This window comes from Clostridium sp. CM74B_53 (assembly GCF_036318045.1).
Lineage (GTDB): Bacteria > Bacillota > Clostridia > Lachnospirales > Lachnospiraceae > Pilosibacter.
In genome coordinates, this window is the sequence record NZ_JAWQDE010000022.1 from 14,417 (window position 1) to 32,319 (window position 17,903).

Consider the following 17,903-nt stretch of genomic DNA (forward strand, 5'->3'; position numbering starts at 1 on the left):
TTTACGGTTGACGGTTATTTTTTGTTTTAAAAGAAATTTCAGGTAAATTCTTTAGAAAACAAAAAAGATCCTACTATATTTAGAACACGAAAAGAAAAAAGGAGAGTTTGAGTATGGAAAAAATACGTCCAATGTTGTTCACAACATTGAAGAAGTATTCCGGTGCCCAGCTGATGTCTGACGTCATAGCGGGTATCATCGTAGCCATCATCGCCCTTCCGTTATCTATCGCGCTGGCACTGGCATCCGGCGTGGGTCCGGAGCAGGGTATCTACACGGCGATCGCAGCAGGATTTGTGATCTCATTCTTAGGCGGAAGCCAGGTGCAGATCGCGGGCCCGACAGCGGCGTTCGCGACGATCGTAGCCGGCATCGTTGCGAGAAGCGGCGTGGAAGGTCTGGCAGTCGCTACGATCCTGGCAGGTATCATCCTTGTTATCATGGGATTCTGCCAGCTTGGTTCTCTGATCAAGTTTATCCCGTTCACGATCACGACCGGATTTACCTCCGGTATCGCGGTGACCATCGTGATCGGACAGTTAAAGGATTTCTTTGGAGTGACCTACCCGGCCGGCATGGAGACGATCGAGACGATGCAGAAGTTAAAAGCGTTTGCAGCCGGTTTCGGTACGATGAATATCCATGCGGTGATCGTTGGTCTTGTCTGCCTTGCGATCCTCATCGTGATGCCGATGATCACAGAGAAGATCCCGGGATCCTTAGTGGCAGTCATCGCAGGTATCGTGATGGTAAAATTCCTTCCGTTACAGGTCAACACGATCGGAGATCTCTACAGCGTCAGCAATGCACTTCCGGCCTTCCATATGCCGGCATTCAGCTATGACGTGATCCAGGGCTCTTTATCCGACGCATTCACGATCGCAATCCTGGCAGCCATCGAGTCCCTGCTTTCCTGCGTCGTTGCAGACGGCATGATCGGCGGAAAGCACCGCTCCAACACAGAGCTTGTTGCCCAGGGTGCAGGTAATATCGTTTCCGCCCTGTTCGGCGGTATCCCGGCAACCGGTGCGATCGCACGTACAGCAGCAAACATCAAAAATGGCGGACGTACTCCGGTGGCAGGTATGGTCCATGCGGGCGTCCTTCTTCTGATTCTCGTGATCCTGATGCCGTATGCAAGCTGGATCCCGATGCCGACGATCGCGGCGATCCTGTTCATGGTAGCCTACAACATGTGCCAGTGGAGAACCTTCGCAAGACTCGCAAAGACGGCTCCGAAGAGCGATATCGCAGTTCTTGTTCTTACCTTCTTCTTAACCGTTGTCTTTGACCTTGTCGTAGCGATCGAGGTGGGCATGGTCCTTTCCTGCCTGCTGTTCATGAAGCGTATGAGCGATGAGATGGGAGTCAGAAGCTGGCTCCATGTGGAGGAACTTGAGGAGCAGAAGCGCGACGAAGAGGAAGCTGCCAAAGGCGCGAAAAAGGCAAATGCGATTCCTTCTGTAGAGGAAGCGCAGCTGAAGGCGGCGGCAGAGGAGATCAACCCGGCAGATTTACGCCAGATCCCGATGGAGCTTGCAGTCTATGAGCTCACAGGACCGTTATTCTTCGGCGCGGCTGACCGCATCAATCAGATCACAGTGGGGGAAGGCACAAGATGCCTGATCCTTCGTATGCGTGCAGTACCGGCGGCGGACAGCACGGCCATGAACTCCATGACAGCCCTCTATGAGCGCTGCAAAAAGAACGGCGTGACTCTGATCCTGTCCCATGTCAACGAGCAGCCGATGCGCGCGATGGAGAAAGCCGGATTCGTTGATCTGGTGGGCAGAGAGAACTTCTGCAGGAATATTGAGGAAGCCCTTGACCATGCGGACAAGATGCTTGAGAAGTAAATAAGGCGCGGAGGAAGATTTTTCTGCGCAAAGCTGAAAAGAGCTGTGTGACTATATTTGGGTCAGCAGCTCTTTTTGGCATATGTAGGGAAGCCCAGACTGCAAAAAATAAATTATATTTTTAAAAAAGTCTGTTAAGATGACGCAAAACGTGAAAAAATACATACAAAAGTTACAAAAATCCTGACGAAATATATTGTACATGTTATTTGCAAAATTCGTGTTAAGGAGAAAAAATAAGTGATTAAGCGGCGGCTAAAAAGCAGGTAAAAAGGTAGCGGGGAAAAAAATTCTGTGATATATATGGTTCGACTTAAAAACAGGAGAGAAATTTCATCCTGTCAGATTAAAACATCCCGAAAAAGAAATTTGGCAAAGATTCTTTGCAGGAAACAAAAGCGGGGTGGATATAAAAGAAGAGTTTGGGAGGTCTATATCATGGCTAATTTATTTTCGATCCTTTTCATCATCCTTGTTGCAATTGTAGGCGGTATTCCGACCATCGTGATCACGGGTTATATTCCGGTCATGATCGCTCAGAAGATTTATAGAAAAGTGAAGTACGGATATTCTTTATATCGTTAAAATAAAGGGATGGTTGACTGGCTGCTTGAAAAACCGGCAGTGAAATCTGAACAAATATCATTAAGACGGGTGACTTTTCGGAAAATTATCTGCAATCTTAACACGATTTTAGCAGAAATTATGTTATAATGAATCCAAAAGAAGAACAAGTGATAAGAATGGCAGCAGTTGTTCTTCATGGATCATAAAAAAACCGGAGGTTCCCCTATGAGCACAAAAGTCAGATCAGTGTTAAAGAACAGCGGGATCGCGTTCGGGATCCTGGGAATCGCGACAGCATTTTGTTTTCTTGTCCAGCGGATCTCAGAATCAGACACGCACGTCCCGCTGTTGTTCGTTTTGGCGGTGCTGTTTGTGTCCCGCTTTACGGATGGATATGTTTATGGAATCGTCGCATCGATCATCGCTGTGTTCGGCGTGAACTATGTATTTACGTTCCCGTATTTCAAACTGAACTTTGCGATCACAGGATACCCGCTGACCTTCGTTGCCATGCTGGCTGTGGCCTGCAGCGTCAGCGCCCTGACGACCCAGATCAAGAAACAGGAGCAGATGCGGCTGGAGGTTGAGCGGGAAAAGATGCGCGCGAACCTTCTGCGGGCGGTCTCCCATGATATCCGCACCCCGTTGACGGCGATCGTCGGTTCCGCGTCCGGGATCATCGACAACTATGACGCACTCTCTAAGGAAAATATCCTGGAACTCCTTGAGGACATGAAATCCGAGGGTCAGTGGCTCGTCCGGATGGTGGAAAACCTTCTTTCCATCACGAGGATCGGGGATGGAACCGCCAGGATCAATAAGGAAGATGAACTGGTGGAGGACGTGATCAGCGGAGCGATCACGAAATTCAGAAAACGATTCCCGGATATCGAGATAATCCCGAAAGTGCCGGAAGATGTCCTGTTTGTGCCTATGGACGCGATCCTGATCGAGCAGGTGATCGTAAATCTTCTGGAAAACTGCGTGCTCCACGCGGATGGTATGACAAAGATTTGGTTGATCGTGACGGAGGACGGGGACCAGGTGAAATTCTCCGTTGAGGATGACGGTGCCGGAATCGAGGAGTCCGTTCTTCCGAGAATGTTCGACGGAAGTTTCCAGTCGGAGGACGGAAAAGAGAGCGATTCCAAGCGAAATATGGGAATCGGACTTTCGGTCTGCATGACCATCGTAAGAGCCCACGACGGAATCATGAAAGCAGAAAACAGAAAAGAAGGCGGTGCCAGAGTGATGTTCTGGCTGCCGAAAGGAGTGGACACGGAATATGGAGATTAAAGACAGAGTGCTGGTCGTGGAAGACGACAAGAGGATCAGCAATTTCATCAAGACAGTGCTGGAAGCGAACAATTACGATGTGATCGTTGCGCAGACGGGAGCGGAGGCATACAGCATGGTGACCTCCCAGTGTCCGGACGTGGTGATCCTGGATCTCGGTCTTCCGGATATGGACGGCATGAAGATCCTGCAGGGCGTGCGGGAATGGTCCGCGATGCCGGTGATCGTTGTGTCGGCGAGAACCCATGAGAGGGATAAGGTGGAGGCACTGGATCTCGGAGCCGACGATTACATCACGAAACCTTTCGGAACATCCGAGCTTCTCGCGAGGATCCGCACTGCGATCCGCCACACAAGGTCTGGGATCCCGAATCAGCCGGGCGGACAGACGGGAGTTTTTAAATCCGGCGGATTGACCATCGATTATGACAAGCACCGCGTGTTTATCGACGGTGTGGACGCGGGGCTGACCCAGAACGAGTATAAAATTGTGAGTCTTCTTGGAAAGTATGCCGGGAAAGTCATGACTTACGACTATATTATTAAAGAGATCTGGGGACCGAATATGAAGAACGATAACCGGATCCTTCGCGTGAATATGGCGAATATCCGGAGAAAGATCGAGAAGAATCCGGCGGAGCCGCAGTATATTTTTACAGAGGTTGGCGTCGGATACCGGATCGTGGAGCCGGATTAGGACAGGATGCCGCGTTGCAGCGGAAAGGGAATAAGCTATGGTAAAAACACCTGTTGTGTCTTCTATAAATTTAGAGGGCAGCAGGTGCTTTTTGTGTAATAGGGAATTCCCTATTACACAAAAGGCACTAACGTGCCAATGATGCGCACTCGCGCGAAGATGTAGATTGTCGCAAGCGACCGCGCGAGGCGCGAGATATGCCAAGGCCCATTCTTATTTATATTATATGTTCGAATGAAAGTTACGTTTACAGGTGCTGCCGGTATGCGTGAAAATGTCAGCTTTCGCTGTATGAAGCTGGTGAACACTGCAGACCAGGGAATTTTAAACTTGCTGAAATTATTGTGTGGCAGCAGCCTTCCGGACAAGTTCATCCAATGTCCCGAACCGGTAGCCCATCTCCTCCCACTTCGTCAGCAGCTCATCGAGGATCGCCGCGTTTGTGGAGGAAGTACTGTGCAGAAGCACGATGGCACCCGGATGGATGCGGCCGAGAAGTTTTTTGAACGCTTCCTCCTTTGTGGGCTGCTGATCCTGATACCAGTCCACATAGGCGAGACTCCAGAAGAAGGTCTGATAGCCGAGAGCTTTTGCCATCTGAAGATTCGCTTTGCTGTATTTTCCCTGGGGCGGCCGGTAGTATCTCCGCATGGTCTCTCCTGTGATCTCTGCGTAGCTTGTTTCGAGGCTTGAGAGCTCTTTCGCGAAGCTTTCCGGATCGCTGATCTTCGACATGTCCGGGTGGTGGTATGTATGGTTTGCGACAATATGCCCCTCGGAGACCATGCGTTTTACGAGGTCCGGGCTGGTCTCCAGGTAGTTTCCGACGACGAAAAACGCGGCGGGAACCTGATGTTTTTTCAGGGCGTCCAGGATCATGGGGGTATTGCCGTTCTCATATCCGGCGTCGAAGGTCAGGTAGATGACTTTCTCGCCGGAAAGATCGGCGTACCAGGTGTTGTACTGCTTTAATTCATCTGCCGTGGCGTTAGCGACAGGCGGTTTTCCATCCTGTTGGAATGAGAGTCCCCAGTTTCCGTCCGCAGATGCCGGGACTGACGGAATGACGGTGGCGGCGAAAGCGCCGAGGACATAGGAGAGGGGGAGTAGGATGAGAGCCAGGAGAAGTGCGGCTGGACGGCTTCCTGCGAAAATCTGGTCATGATCGCGCGGAAATTTTTTTAAAAGACAGAAAAATGGAAATTTCATGAAATGATATCCTTTTCATGTGGTTCCAGAGACGTGCAGATGTCTCATGGAACTGCTTTTTATAATATATTCCACCCCAGATATTTGTATTCCATCGCAAAATGTGGTAAGATGTGTTGGTGCGCGTAAAGCTGCCGGTTCGGCAGTATGAAAGGAGAGAAAAAATTGAAGATCAGGATCCGGAGGATTCTTTTTCCAATACTGTTCTGTCTGGCGGTAGCATGTATCATTGAACTTCCGCTTGCGCAGACAACGATTTTCGGGGACGACGTGATCTTATGGGATACCTTGTTCCGCTCAGTCATCGCGGTTCCGATGCTGGTACATCTTTATAGAGAGGATTCGGTGTTCAGGGGAAAAGAACACTGGAACGGAAAAATCGCGGCTGCGGCATTTTTCAGTGGCGTAGGAATATCTCTGGCGTTCGGCCTTGTGGTGAGAGCGCTTCAGATCTCTGGCGCGGCCCTGGCAGATGAGAGCCTGTTCACAGGAAATCTGTGGCTGGAGGCTGTGGTGCTTCTGGCGGCATCCCCGATCCTTGAGGAATATTTTTTCCGCGGCGTTCTCTATGGAAGATGCAAGGAGCTTGTATCCGCCCCGGCGGCAGCATTTATGACCGCGGCGTTTTTCGGTGTGTTCCACTGGGACCTTGTGCAGGGAATCTACAGCTTCTTTATGGGGCTGATCCTGGCATATCTTATGGAAAAAACGAATACGGTGAAGGCACCGGTGGTGTTCCATTTCGCGGCGAATCTGGCGGCACTTGTTCTGGAGTTTTTTTAGCATGACGGAAAGAGTGTGCTTATATTTTGTATCAAAATCGGTCGGTTCCGGCGGTCCTGATGCCGCAAAGATGGCGAAAAAGGCGGCAGATTGCCGTAAAATCGTAAGGGAATCGTAATTGAATCACCAAAACCCAGATGATAAAATAGTCTAGGCAAAAAAGAAAGGCGGGAAAACGACATGAAAAAAAGAACATTATTCCGCAGTGGTGCGGCGTTTCTTATGGGACTTCTGATGACCGCAGCGGTGGGATGTTTCACAAGCTTTGCTTATGACAGCGCAAGGCTGAAGGCTTGTTCAGTAGAGAACGGAAACAGCATTTCCGTCACAGGAACAGCTACGACCGGCGCTTTAAATGAGGGGGAAACTCCGGATGATGGATATTACTATCTGTTTGAGCTTCACCCATATGAGTCTGAGATAGGCTCCAGAACGGACTACATCGCATGGAGCAACAAATCCGACAAGTTAAAATTCACCTTAAAATACAGCGGTGATTCCACGGATACGATGCTCTATTCCAGATTTGTGGTTGCGTTAAAGACCGGCAGCACCTACACACCGATCAGCAATGCGATCTATGTGACGAACCCGGGCGATGTGGCAAAATATCGCGAGGATTACCCGGAGCCGATGAGCAAAAAAGGACTTCTGATCCAGCTTGATATGCTCGGCGACGCGCTGAACCTGGGTGTGAAGCACACGACGGTCAATATCCCGTATCACCAGCTTGTGGGCGGCAATTTAAAGTACAAATACAACGGAAAGACCTACAACTTCAACGGTGATCTCATCAAGGATTATGATAAGATGATCAGTGCGTTCTCCGCAAAAGGAATCGTTGTGACGGCGATCCTTTTAAATGGCTGGAACGACAGCTACCCAGAGCTTCACGAAGCCGGGCTTGCGAAGAGAAAGGAAGCTTTCTACTACGGTTTTAATGTCTCCACGGAGCAGGGATATGAGACGACCCGTGCGCTGCTCTCCTTTATGGCAGAGCGCTATTCCGGTGCCCACGATGACTACGGCCGTGTCAGCAACTGGATCGTCGGAAATGAGATCAACAACAACTTAAACTGGAACTACACCGGTCCGATGGATATCGATTCCTATACAAAGCTCTATTCAAAGGTATTCCGTGTGGCCTACACGGCAATCAAGAGCCAGAGCCGGAACGCGAGAGTCTTCTTCTCCACAGACTATGAGTGGAAGCGGGCGAACTCCAACCTGATGTACGGCGCAAAGGATTTTATTGACCGCTTCAACGCCGATATCCGTGACGAGGGAAATATCGAGTGGGGACTTGCCTACCATCCGTATCCGCATCCGATGACAGAGCCGGAGTTCTGGGATGATGATCAGACAGGCGCTGTCAACAATACAGAAGATTCACCGGTGGTAAACTTTAAAAACCTCAACGTCCTGACGGATTACTTCCAGAAGGACATCATGCGCGATGCAGGCGGAAATGTCCGCCATATCATTCTCTCTGAGGAAGGCTTTACATCAAAGAGCGCGACCCGGGGAGATGTCTATGATATCCAGGCAGCGGCATTTGCCTACGCGTACTATCTTGTGGACAACAACCCGTATATCGACGCGTTTATCTTAAACCGTCAGGTCGATGCGGTGATCGAGGTAGAGCAGTCCTGCTCGTTTGGTCTCTGGACAGTTGACATGTCAAGCCCGAACAGGGTCATCGCCGTTATGCCGAAGAATATTTACAACGTATTCAAATATATTGATACAAATAAATCTCTGAAGTATACGGAATTCGCGAAGAAGATCATTGGGATCAACAAGTGGAGCGATGTGATCCCGGGATTTAAGCTGCAGGAATAATTCAAAAAATAAAGCTGGTATTTTGATTCGGCAGGACACTTTCGGATATGTGTTCTGCCGGATCTTTTTTGCTCACAAATACCAGTTTTACGGGATTTTATTGACAAATTCCTGACAAAGACTTATAATTCGCTATGACGATTACATAGCAAGGCAACTCAGAAAATGGCAGGAAACAGTTTTGTGTGTCAACAATTTTCAGGAGGAAATGATTATGGCAAAGAAGAACAATCCGCATAATGCGATCGCAGCCGCTGCAAAGAAGATGATAACTGCACCGGTTAGCAATAATACTGCAGAAGTAAAGGCAGCAGAGGCAACAGAGATAAAGGAAGTTAAGGCAGAAGCAAAGGCAGATGCTCCGAAGGCAGAAGCAAAGAAGGCAGAGGAGCCGAAGAAGGAGACTGCAAAGAAAGCTCCGGCAAAGAGAACAGCAGCAAAGGATATTAAGACATCCGTAGTTGTACAGTTCGCTGGCAAGGAAGTTACAGAGAAAGATCTCATCGCGGCTGTTAAGAAAGCCTACACAAAGAAAGGCAATAAAGTCGGCGATATCAAGACTATCGAGATCTATGTAAAGCCGGAAGAGAGCGCTGCTTACTATGTAGTAAACGGTGTCGGCGCGGATGATTACAAGATCGAACTGTAATCAGAGTTTCAAAGAAACAGATTTACGGACTGCTGCAGATAGAGATTACGGTCCGTAAAAGAACAGAGACTAAGAAAGAGCGTCCGCCGGGATTTTCCCGACGGGCGCTTTTGAGATCAGGAGACTATGGAAAAAGAGAAGAAGATTAAGCTTCCGGAAGCATTCGTGAAAAAGATGGAGAAGCTTCTTGGCAGTGACGCGGAACCGTTTTTTGAAAGTTATGACGCGGAGCGGAAATTCGGTCTGCGGGTCAATCCGTTAAAACAGAAAAATGGCTGGACGGCAGAGGCGGGAACGCCTCTGGAAGAATACCTGGGAGGACTTGCAAAAGTTCCCTGGGCGAAGGAAGGATTCTACTACGAGGCAGATATGCGCCCGGGACGTCATCCGTTCCATGAGGCGGGGGCATACTATATTCAGGAACCAAGTGCCATGTCCACAGCGGAGGCATTAGCCCCAAAGCCCGGGGAGCGGATTCTGGATCTCTGTGCGGCACCCGGAGGAAAATCCACCCATCTTGCGGGAAAAATGGGCGGACAGGGGCTTTTAATCTGCAATGAGATCCATCCGGCCCGGGCAAAGATCCTGTCCCAGAATATCGAGCGCCTCGGTATCGGAAATGCGGTGGTGACGAACATGGATCCGTTTCAGCTTGCACCGGCGTTTCCGGAGTTTTTTGATGGGATCGTGGTGGACGCGCCTTGTTCCGGAGAAGGAATGTTCCGAAAGGATGAGAATGCCAGAAATGAGTGGAGCCCGGACCATGTCAAACAGTGCGCAGGGCTTCAGGACGGGATTCTGGACTGCGCGGCAGCCATGTTAAAAGATGGCGGACGGATCGCGTATTCCACCTGTACATTTTCACCGGAGGAGAATGAGCAGAGTGTGGCGAGATTCCTCTCACGCCATCCGGAATTCTCTGTGGAAAAGCCGGAACTTGCGAAGTACTTCTCTGCCGGACACCCGGAGTGGGCAGACGGGAACGAAGAGCTGGAAAAGACAGTCAGGATCTGGCCGCATCTTGCGGATGGGGAAGGTCATTTTCTGGCACTGCTTGTGAAAGGGGAGAGTTCCGGGGACACTGTGACGGAGGCAGACAGTCAGAACGCTGCGGAGATCGTGGAGAAACGGAAGAAGGGCAGCAGGAAAGACAATAGAAAAGACGACGGCGCCCTTTCTGAGGCAGTTTCCGCATTCCGTGAGTTTGAAAAAGAGAACCTGACGGATGCAGAAGAGCTGGAAGACAGAAAGAAATTTCTGCTGTTTGGAGAAAATCTCTACCTCGTTCCGGAGATGATGCCGGATCTTAAGGGTCTCAGGGTCTTAAGACCGGGGTTACATCTTGGAACAGCAAAAAAAGGCAGGCTTGAACCGTCCCATGCTCTGGCCCTGTTTTTAAAGAAAGAGGAAGTGAAGCAGACGGTGGAGGTCGGTTTTGGGGCTCGTGCCTTGAAATATCTCCGCGGAGAGACGCTGCGGGAGGAAGATTTTGAAAATCAGGAAATCCCGGCAAAAGGCTGGGTTCTCGTGACGACCGGCGGCATGTCACTTGGGTTTGCGAAAGCAGCCGGAGGAATGCTCAAGAACCATTATCCGAAGGGCTTGAGGATTCAGGGAGGCTGACGGAACCTGTTTCGTTAAAAGACAGGCCCTTCCGGATTTTTGATGTCCGGAAACAGGTTCTGCATATCCTGCGGCAGCGGAGCAGAGAATTCAAGCTTCTCCCCGGTCGCAGGGTGGGAAAAGCTCAGATAGGTGGAATGAAGCGGCTGGCGGTCGATCAGACGGTAATCCGGGCAGTAGAGAAAATCCCCCGGCAGCGGGTGCCCGATGGCTTTCATATGGACGCGGATCTGGTGTGTTCTTCCCGTCTCCAGCAGGAGGCGGATGAACGAGAGGTCGGCGTCCTTGTTGTATGCGATGGTCTGATAATGGGTCACGGCAGCCTCACCCCGCTCCGGATCGCAGACGCGCTCAATGGTAGAGCCGTCTTTTCTGGCGATCGGAAGGTCAATGGTGCCGGAGCTATCTGTCTTTCCGGAAACGACGGCGGCGTATTCCCTGTGGATCGCATGATCCTTCACGGCCTCTGAGAGAATACAGGAGCTGTAGGGATTTTTTGCCAGAAGAATAAGCCCGGAGGTATCCCGATCCAGACGGTTCACGGCGCGGAACACGAACGGTGTCTCCTCATTCCTGTAATACCAGGCGATCGCGTTTGCCAGAGTATTCTCGTAATGTCCCTGAGATGGGTGGACCGGCATTCCGGCAGGTTTGTCGATCACGAGGACATGTTCGTCTTCATAGACGACAGAGAGATCCGCAGGAACCGGAACGATCTGTTCAGAAGCTTTTTTCTCTGTAACATAGACATTCAGGCAGTCACCCGGCTGGAGGATTGTATTGGAATAGACGATTTTCCCATTTAGGAGGAAACTTCCCCCGGTGTTCCGCAGATGGACCACAAGGCGGGATGAATAGCCGGAATCCAGAAGAAATGCAGCGATGGACCGGCCACTTTCTGATTCGGTGATTTTGTAGGTTAAAATTACATTCATGGAATATCCTTTTTTAATAAAATACGGGCAGTCAGCAGATCTCATTGTACCACAGGAAAAATTGCGCGGCAAGTCTCAGAAAGCAGACGCATATGTTGTGATAAATATACAGCGGAAGTTCTGAAACATGTGGAAGAATCAAAATATCGCTAAAAAGGCACGGTCGTGGGCCGGAGAATGGACCAGACCGGCAGAAAAGGTGGAGAGAAAACATGAAGCGTCGCCAATTTTGCAGCTGTGTCTGGGGGCATTCCTGTTTTTTGCGGCTGTAGTTCCCGGAAATTATCTATATGCGGAACACAGCGGACGTCAGGCTGGTCAGACCGCGCTGGAATCGGCGGCAGCGCAGCCGGAGACGGATCCGCTCCTTCTGAACTCCCGTGCCGCTGTTTTGCTGGATGGCGATACGGGGCGCATTCTATACGGAAAAAACGAGACGGAAGTCCTTCCGATGGCCAGTACCACGAAGATCATGACCTGTATTCTGGCACTGGAAAATGCCGGACCGGACACTGAAGTCCTGATCTCAGACCGCGCAGCATCGATGCCGGAGGTAAAGCTACATGTGAGAAAGGGGGAAAGATACTGCCTGAGAGATCTTCTGTACTCCATGATGCTGGAATCCCATAATGATTCCGCAGCAGCAATCGCTGAGGCCGTTGGAGGCAGTGTGGAGAATTTCGCGGATATGATGAACCGGAAAGCGGTGGAACTCGGGTGTGAGGATACATATTTTCTGACGCCCAACGGACTGGACGCAACGGAGAGGGAGAGCGGAAAGATCCATTCCACAACGGCGGAAGATCTGGCGCGGATTCTCAGATACGGGATCCTGCTCTCTCCGGCGAAGGAAGAATTTCTTGCCATCACAAGAGCGCCGTCCCATACGTTTTCAGACCTCTCCGGCGCACGAAGCTTTTCCTGTATGAACCACAATGCGCTTCTGACATCCATGGCGGGCGCGGTCTGCGGAAAGACCGGATTTACGGGAAAAGCCGGGTACTGCTATGTAGGGGCGGTAAAAAGAGGAGAGAGATTATTGATTGCAGCACTTTTAGGCTGCGGATGGCCGCCCCATAAGACATACAAGTGGCAGGATATGAGAAAGCTTGTGGAATATGGGGAGGAAAATTTTGAATACCGGGAGGTCGAAAAACAGGGACTTGGGAAATCTGCGGTGATTTCAGTGGAAAACGGTGTTGAGTCGGAGGTGAAGATTCGGATCGAAAATGGGAGTGCAGATGAGAAAACACTCCGTGTCCTGCTGGGAAAAGATGAAAAAATCAGGGTGAGAACGAAGATTGCAAAGGCTGTGGCTGCACCGGTGCAGGAGGGCATGCCGGTGGGGCAGAGAGATTATATGATCGATGGGATTATTCTGGACAGTGATCCGGTGGTGACAGATGGGAAGGTTGACCGGTGGGATTTTGGATATGCAGAGAGGATCGTGATGATGAAGTTCTGGCTCTACTGACATTGGTCGCGAACAGTAACGTTCTGGCAGTAACATGTGATGGGAATCCTGTTATCATACATACTTGAATTATAGGGAAATCCTGTTATACTGATAGAAAAGAAAATTGGTAACTGCAAGGGTACCGGACAGTTACTGAAAATCTATCAGTACGGAGGCATAAAAGCATGCAGACAAAACTTACAAGAGAGGATGCCATCGAGCTCCTCAGAAAACACAACAAAGAACCGTTCCACATTCTCCATGGACTTACCGTCGGGGGAGTTTTAAAATGGTACGCGAATGAGCTTGGATATGGGGATGAAGCCGGATTCTGGGAGATCTGCGGAATCCTTCATGATATTGATTTTGAGGAATACCCGGAAGAACACTGTCTGATTGCCCCGCGCCTGTTAAAAGAAGGCGGAGCGGAAGACGAGGTGATCCATGCAGTCTGCAGCCACGGATACGGCATCCACGAGTGGATCAACGCAAAGCCGGAGCATGAGATGGAGAAAGTCCTCTTTGCGGCAGACGAGTTGACCGGTTTGATCTGGGCGGCAGCGAAGATGCGCCCTTCAAAGAGCACGAAGGATATGGAAGTATCCAGCTTAAAGAAAAAATTTAAGGATAAGAAGTTTGCGGCCGGATGCTCCAGAGACGTCATCACAAAAGGGGCGGAAAATCTCGGCTGGGAACTGCCGAAGCTGATGGAGATGACGATCCTCGCCATGAGATCCTGCGAGGACTCTGTTGCGGAAGAGATGAAAGAGATGGGACTGGCGGAATAAAAGCGGAAAGCCTGTGAGATGGAGTACGGACAGGAAACTTAACAGAGAAATAACAAGTGAAAACCTGAGAAGCTTTTTGGGCTCCTCAGGTTTTTAAGCTGGTGGGAAAACTTTTCTATCGTCCGGTCGGGTTTCCCTCCCGGTCCTGTCATTTCACGCTCTTGATCTGTGCGGTCATTTTGTTCGGCAGGCAGACGATGATCTCGCCGTCCATATGGATCTTCCCCTGGTGAACGCAGATCTTATCGGGGCAGGTCGCTTCGGAGACCCAGACTTCCCCGTCTTTGATGATCAGATGGTTTGTGCCGCCGGATGCACCATCGATCGTGAGTTCCTGATCTTTTGCGAGATCGAGTGTCTCGACGACGTTTCCGTCGACAGAGATCTCGACGACTTCTGCCGGGCTCTTATGCATCAGCTTTGTCCCGAGAAACAGAAGAGCGGCAGCCGCAAGGACCACGGCGATCAGGATCAGGTCCTGTTTCTTAAAAAGTGTGTGTTTCATGTCTTTATTTTCTGTCATAAAAATCTCCTGAAAACTCAATAACCAATGAGGCTGCAGTGCCTGCGGATCCCGGATGCGCTGAGCCGGGGATCATTGTTTAATGATAAAGTCTTCCATCCCGTCCGAATAATAAACGTGATAATCCTCATCGATAAAGCATGCATAGATCCCGTCGAGGGAATTTGCAAGCTCCAGTCCTTTTTCAAGTCCGAGAGAAAAGCAGGTGGTGGAGAGACCGTCACCGTCCACGGATTCTTCGGAAAGGATCGTCACGGAGATCAGCCCGTTATCGTAAGGATACCCCGTTGCCGGATTTAAAATATGATGGTAATTTTTTCCGTCAACCTCAAAATGGCGTTCATAGACGCCGGAAGTGACAACGGAGAGATCATCGATGCCAAGCACCTCAAAAGTCTCATCGCGGTCCGCAAACGGTTTCTGAAGTCCGATGTGGAACTTGCTCCCATCCGGCTTTTCTCCGACGCAGAGAACGTTTCCGCCGAGATTAATGATTGCGCTCTTCACGCCGGCATCCAGAAGCTGATCCTTGATACGGTCGGCGATATATCCCTTCGCGATAGATCCGAGATCGATCGTGGTGTCAGGGGAAAGGAACGTCAGGGTGTTTCCGGAGAGGACCAGGTTGTGATAATCCACTTTCGGAATGTCCGCTTCAATGTCCGCCGCATCCGGGATCACAGCCTCGCCACTCGTGAAGTTCCAGAGGGAGCTCAGCGGTTCGATCGTAATGTCGAAAGCGCCGCCGGACTTTTCGCAGTATTCCAGACCTTTCGATAAGAGCGCCGCCATATCGTCGGAAACCGTGACGGTGTCCGTAGTCCGGTGGTTGATCTGATAGAGTTCACTGGTCTCTAACGTCTTGCTGAAAATGTTTTCATACTCTTTACAAAGTGCCATCGAATCGTCTAAGATAGAGGAGTCGTCAGAATCGTAGAGGGTGATGGTGACGAAGGTGTTGAGCAGAAAATCGGAACGGCTCAAAGGAGTCTCAGGAGTGAGAAGACCCGGACCGTCACTATTTTGGCATCCACTCAGTGCCATGCCGGAAACGAGGATGAGACCGGCGGCACAGATGCTGAAGATTGTTTTTTTGTTCATATTTGTACTTCCTGTAATTTGATGGATGATCGTAACTTTCCGATCAATGAGGAGCCGTTACGCCGGATCCTCATAATATCTGATTTTTTATTCTAACAAACAGACTTTTGAAAGTCAAGAAAGACGAGGGATCGATCCTATGTATCGAGAAAAAAAGGCGATAAATATCGCATTGTACGGACTTCTCATCGCACTCGCCATGGTGCTCAGCTTTGTTGAGACGCTGATCCCCATTCCGATCCCGGTCCCGGGCGTAAAGCTTGGACTCGCGAACCTTGTGACGGTGGTGGGACTTTACCTGATCGGGATCCCCGGAACGATCGCGGTGACCCTGATCCGCATCGTTCTTGTGGGTTTATCTTTTGGAAATCCATACAGTATGATCTACGGGCTGTCAGGAAGCTTTCTCAGCCTGTTTGTGATGGCAATCTTAAAGAAAACGGGAAAACTCTCCCAGATCGGTATCAGTGTCCTCGGCGGCATCGCCCACAACATCGGTCAGATCACATTCGCAGCTGTCATTGTCCAGACAGCAGGCGTATTTTACTATCTCCCGTTCCTCCTCGCCGCCGGCTGCATCGCAGGAACCCTGATCGGAGTTGTCGGCGGGATCATTACAGAACGCCTGATGCACGCAATGCGCGGTATAAAAAAATAAAATACCGATTGTATTGAGGGGATATTTTTACTATAATGAATGGTAACAGGTTGCAAGTGCGCCCGATTGTTTCGGAGCATTCTCTCAGGCAAGTTTACTTGTCTGAGAGAATGATGCGGAATAATCGGGCATAGGGCGACCGCCCTATGCTTCTTGTTTTTCCATCGGAAAAACAAGAAGAGCGCACAAAAACCAGCCAATCAACTATCATGCAAGCTAACATATAACCGCAAAATCGGAGGGGATACATCATGATTGAAATGTCAGTAAAAAAACTGGTACAGTATGGAAAAGAAACAGGCCTGATCGAAAAAGAAGACGAGATCTACGCCAGAAACCAGATCCTGGAAGTTCTCGGCATGGATGAATATGAAGAGCCTGGCGAGATCGTGGGGACGATCAGCCTGGAAGATACCTTAAATGAGCTGACCGATTACGCGGCAGAACACGGGATCCTTGAAAACAACAGCGTTGTGTACCGGGATCTCTTTGATACGCGGCTCATGAACTGCCTGATGCCGCGCCCGAGTGAGGTCGTAAAAAAGTTCCACAGTGAATATGAAAAGTCCCCGGAGGATGCGACCGGTTATTTCTATAAACTGAGCCAGGATTCCAACTATATCCGCCGTTACCGCGTCTGTAAAGATCTGAAGTGGATCACAAAGACAGAGTATGGGGATCTCGATATCACGGTAAACCTCTCCAAACCGGAGAAAGATCCGAAAGCGATCGCAGCTGCAAAGAACATGAAACAGAGCGGATATCCGAAATGCCTGCTCTGCATGGAGAACGTCGGCTATGCGGGCCGCGTCAATCATCCGGCGAGAAACAACCACAGGATCATCCCGCTGACTTTAAACGGGGAGAACTGGGGATTCCAGTATTCTCCGTATGTCTATTATAATGAGCACTGCATCGTCTTCAACGGAAAACATACGCCGATGAAGATCGACCGGAACACATTTAAGAAATTATTTGATTTCGTCACGATGTTCCCGCACTATTTCCTGGGATCCAATGCGGATCTCCCGATCGTTGGCGGTTCCATCCTGACCCACGACCATTTCCAGGGCGGAAGATATACCTTTGCAATGGCGAAGGCGCCGGTGGAAAAGAGTTTTACAGTCAATGGATTCGAGGATGTGGAAGCCGGGATCGTAAAATGGCCGATGTCCGTGATCCGGATCCGTGGGGAAAAGAAAGAGCGGCTGATCGATCTTGCAGACAAGATCCTGACTGCATGGCGCGGATACACAGATGCGGATGCGGATATTTATGCGGATACAAACGGAGAACCGCACAACACGATCACCCCGATCGCGAGATTCCGCGATGGGAAGTTTGAGCTGGACCTGGTGCTCAGAAATAACCGCACCACCGAGGACCGCCCGCTCGGCCTGTTCCATCCGAACCCGAAGCTGCATCACATTAAAAAAGAGAACATCGGACTGATCGAAGTCATGGGTCTTGCGGTCCTTCCGTCAAGACTGAAAGAAGAGCTTGCCCTGCTCGCAGCTTATATTGTAGAAGGAAAAGACATCCGCAGCGAAGAGTCGATCGCGAAACATGCGGACTGGGTGGAGGAATTCCTTCCGAAATACGAGAAGATCACAAAAGACAATGTGATGGAGATCCTGCAGGATGAGGTCGGTCATGTATTTGCGAATGTTCTGGAGGATGCCGGTGTCTATAAACGCACAGAGGCAGGCCGGGAGGCATTCGGAAGATTTATCGCGTCCCTGAACTGAAGATCCTGCGGACGCATATGCAGAATGGGAGTGAATCACTGCGATCACGTTACATTTTCCTTAATATTTTCATAAATGTAAGGACGGTGTCTCGCCAAGCGCAGGAAAATATGTTATACTTGATAACTGTTTAACGAGAATCAGCAGAAATTCTCCTGTCGCTGCCGGTGGT

At 50.1% G+C, this 17,903-nt stretch carries 16 protein-coding genes; 12 read left to right on the forward strand and 4 right to left on the reverse strand.

Annotated elements, in window-relative coordinates; translation table 11 throughout:
* The first annotated feature begins 113 nt into the window (after window positions 1–113).
* The 4 genes from V2546_RS14430 (at window position 114) to V2546_RS14445 (ending at window position 4,416) form a co-directional block, all read left to right on the forward strand.
* On the forward strand, window positions 114–1,856 hold the full coding sequence (locus V2546_RS14430) for a SulP family inorganic anion transporter (protein ID WP_329752683.1): 1,743 nt from the start codon (window positions 114–116) through the stop codon (window positions 1,854–1,856).
* 438 nt (window positions 1,857–2,294) lie between these two features.
* Window positions 2,295–2,441, forward strand: coding sequence for a hypothetical protein (locus tag V2546_RS14435; RefSeq protein ID WP_015554124.1), 147 nt, complete (start codon window positions 2,295–2,297; stop codon window positions 2,439–2,441).
* Between the two features lie 207 nt (window positions 2,442–2,648).
* Window positions 2,649–3,719: a sensor histidine kinase gene (locus V2546_RS14440; protein WP_215703570.1), complete on the forward strand. Its 1,071-nt coding sequence runs from the start codon at window positions 2,649–2,651 to the stop codon at window positions 3,717–3,719.
* Entirely contained in the window at window positions 3,709–4,416 is a 708-nt protein-coding gene (locus V2546_RS14445) for a response regulator transcription factor (RefSeq protein WP_015554126.1), read from the forward strand. The genes V2546_RS14440 and V2546_RS14445 overlap by 11 nt, the downstream gene beginning before the upstream one ends.
* Window positions 4,417–4,755: 339 nt before the next feature.
* Here V2546_RS14445 and V2546_RS14450 read toward each other — a convergent pair whose 3' ends face one another.
* Window positions 4,756–5,625, reverse strand: a complete 870-nt coding sequence (locus V2546_RS14450) for a polysaccharide deacetylase family protein (protein WP_329752684.1) — start codon at window positions 5,623–5,625, stop codon at window positions 4,756–4,758.
* A gap of 165 nt (window positions 5,626–5,790) precedes the next feature.
* Between V2546_RS14450 and V2546_RS14455 the strand changes: the two genes are divergently transcribed.
* The 4 genes from V2546_RS14455 (at window position 5,791) to V2546_RS14470 (ending at window position 10,522) form a co-directional block, all read left to right on the forward strand.
* The gene (locus V2546_RS14455; RefSeq protein ID WP_329752685.1) at window positions 5,791–6,408 is read left to right on the forward strand and encodes a CPBP family intramembrane glutamic endopeptidase; all 618 of its coding nucleotides are present in this window, start codon (window positions 5,791–5,793) and stop codon (window positions 6,406–6,408) included.
* A gap of 180 nt (window positions 6,409–6,588) precedes the next feature.
* Window positions 6,589–8,250, forward strand: coding sequence for a DUF5722 domain-containing protein (locus V2546_RS14460; RefSeq protein WP_329752686.1), 1,662 nt, complete (start codon window positions 6,589–6,591; stop codon window positions 8,248–8,250).
* A gap of 214 nt (window positions 8,251–8,464) precedes the next feature.
* Window positions 8,465–8,899, forward strand: coding sequence for a DUF6465 family protein (locus tag V2546_RS14465; protein ID WP_329752687.1), 435 nt, complete (start codon window positions 8,465–8,467; stop codon window positions 8,897–8,899).
* 126 nt (window positions 8,900–9,025) lie between these two features.
* Window positions 9,026–10,522: an RsmF rRNA methyltransferase first C-terminal domain-containing protein gene (locus V2546_RS14470; protein WP_329752688.1), complete on the forward strand. Its 1,497-nt coding sequence runs from the start codon at window positions 9,026–9,028 to the stop codon at window positions 10,520–10,522.
* Between the two features lie 14 nt (window positions 10,523–10,536).
* Here V2546_RS14470 and V2546_RS14475 read toward each other — a convergent pair whose 3' ends face one another.
* Complete coding sequence (locus V2546_RS14475) at window positions 10,537–11,457, reverse strand: RluA family pseudouridine synthase (RefSeq protein WP_118600505.1); 921 nt, start codon at window positions 11,455–11,457, stop codon at window positions 10,537–10,539.
* A 127-nt stretch (window positions 11,458–11,584) separates the two neighbouring features.
* Between V2546_RS14475 and V2546_RS14480 the strand changes: the two genes are divergently transcribed.
* On the forward strand, window positions 11,585–12,931 hold the full coding sequence (locus V2546_RS14480; protein ID WP_329752689.1) for a D-alanyl-D-alanine carboxypeptidase family protein: 1,347 nt from the start codon (window positions 11,585–11,587) through the stop codon (window positions 12,929–12,931).
* Window positions 12,932–13,098: 167 nt separating this feature from the next.
* On the forward strand, window positions 13,099–13,701 hold the full coding sequence (locus tag V2546_RS14485; protein WP_118532939.1) for a hydrolase: 603 nt from the start codon (window positions 13,099–13,101) through the stop codon (window positions 13,699–13,701).
* Window positions 13,702–13,849: 148 nt separating this feature from the next.
* On the opposite strand, the gene V2546_RS14490 is transcribed toward V2546_RS14485, so the two are convergent.
* Window positions 13,850–14,224 (reverse strand): NusG domain II-containing protein, encoded by a 375-nt coding sequence (locus V2546_RS14490; protein ID WP_243015976.1) that lies wholly within the window; start codon window positions 14,222–14,224, stop codon window positions 13,850–13,852.
* A gap of 72 nt (window positions 14,225–14,296) precedes the next feature.
* Window positions 14,297–15,325 carry an FAD:protein FMN transferase gene (locus tag V2546_RS14495; RefSeq protein ID WP_118296978.1) on the reverse strand — a complete coding sequence of 343 codons (1,029 nt, stop codon included), beginning with the start codon at window positions 15,323–15,325 and terminating at the stop codon, window positions 14,297–14,299.
* A 139-nt stretch (window positions 15,326–15,464) separates the two neighbouring features.
* Between V2546_RS14495 and V2546_RS14500 the strand changes: the two genes are divergently transcribed.
* Window positions 15,465–15,983, forward strand: coding sequence for a Gx transporter family protein (locus V2546_RS14500; protein ID WP_118296977.1), 519 nt, complete (start codon window positions 15,465–15,467; stop codon window positions 15,981–15,983).
* A 251-nt stretch (window positions 15,984–16,234) separates the two neighbouring features.
* On the forward strand, window positions 16,235–17,731 hold the full coding sequence (gene galT / locus V2546_RS14505; protein WP_118532943.1) for a UDP-glucose--hexose-1-phosphate uridylyltransferase: 1,497 nt from the start codon (window positions 16,235–16,237) through the stop codon (window positions 17,729–17,731).
* Window positions 17,732–17,903: the final 172 nt, after the last annotated feature.

Bases quoted from the DNA above. Each gene is read 5' to 3' on its own strand.
- V2546_RS14435 (WP_015554124.1), top strand. From the start codon at position 2,295: ATGGCTAATTTATTTTCGATCCTTTTCATCATCCTTGTTGCAATTGTA.
- V2546_RS14480 (WP_329752689.1), top strand. From the start codon at position 11,585: ATGTGGAAGAATCAAAATATCGCTAAAAAGGCACGGTCGTGGGCCGGA.
- V2546_RS14485 (WP_118532939.1), top strand. From the start codon at position 13,099: ATGCAGACAAAACTTACAAGAGAGGATGCCATCGAGCTCCTCAGAAAA.
- V2546_RS14430 (WP_329752683.1), top strand. From the start codon at position 114: ATGGAAAAAATACGTCCAATGTTGTTCACAACATTGAAGAAGTATTCC.
- V2546_RS14440 (WP_215703570.1), top strand. From the start codon at position 2,649: ATGAGCACAAAAGTCAGATCAGTGTTAAAGAACAGCGGGATCGCGTTC.
- V2546_RS14500 (WP_118296977.1), top strand. From the start codon at position 15,465: ATGTATCGAGAAAAAAAGGCGATAAATATCGCATTGTACGGACTTCTC.
- V2546_RS14465 (WP_329752687.1), top strand. From the start codon at position 8,465: ATGGCAAAGAAGAACAATCCGCATAATGCGATCGCAGCCGCTGCAAAG.
- V2546_RS14450 (WP_329752684.1), bottom strand. From the start codon at position 5,625: ATGAAATTTCCATTTTTCTGTCTTTTAAAAAAATTTCCGCGCGATCAT.
- V2546_RS14490 (WP_243015976.1), bottom strand. From the start codon at position 14,224: ATGACAGAAAATAAAGACATGAAACACACACTTTTTAAGAAACAGGAC.
- V2546_RS14470 (WP_329752688.1), top strand. From the start codon at position 9,026: ATGGAAAAAGAGAAGAAGATTAAGCTTCCGGAAGCATTCGTGAAAAAG.
- galT (WP_118532943.1), top strand. From the start codon at position 16,235: ATGATTGAAATGTCAGTAAAAAAACTGGTACAGTATGGAAAAGAAACA.
- V2546_RS14495 (WP_118296978.1), bottom strand. From the start codon at position 15,325: ATGAACAAAAAAACAATCTTCAGCATCTGTGCCGCCGGTCTCATCCTC.
- V2546_RS14475 (WP_118600505.1), bottom strand. From the start codon at position 11,457: ATGAATGTAATTTTAACCTACAAAATCACCGAATCAGAAAGTGGCCGG.
- V2546_RS14445 (WP_015554126.1), top strand. From the start codon at position 3,709: ATGGAGATTAAAGACAGAGTGCTGGTCGTGGAAGACGACAAGAGGATC.
- V2546_RS14460 (WP_329752686.1), top strand. From the start codon at position 6,589: ATGAAAAAAAGAACATTATTCCGCAGTGGTGCGGCGTTTCTTATGGGA.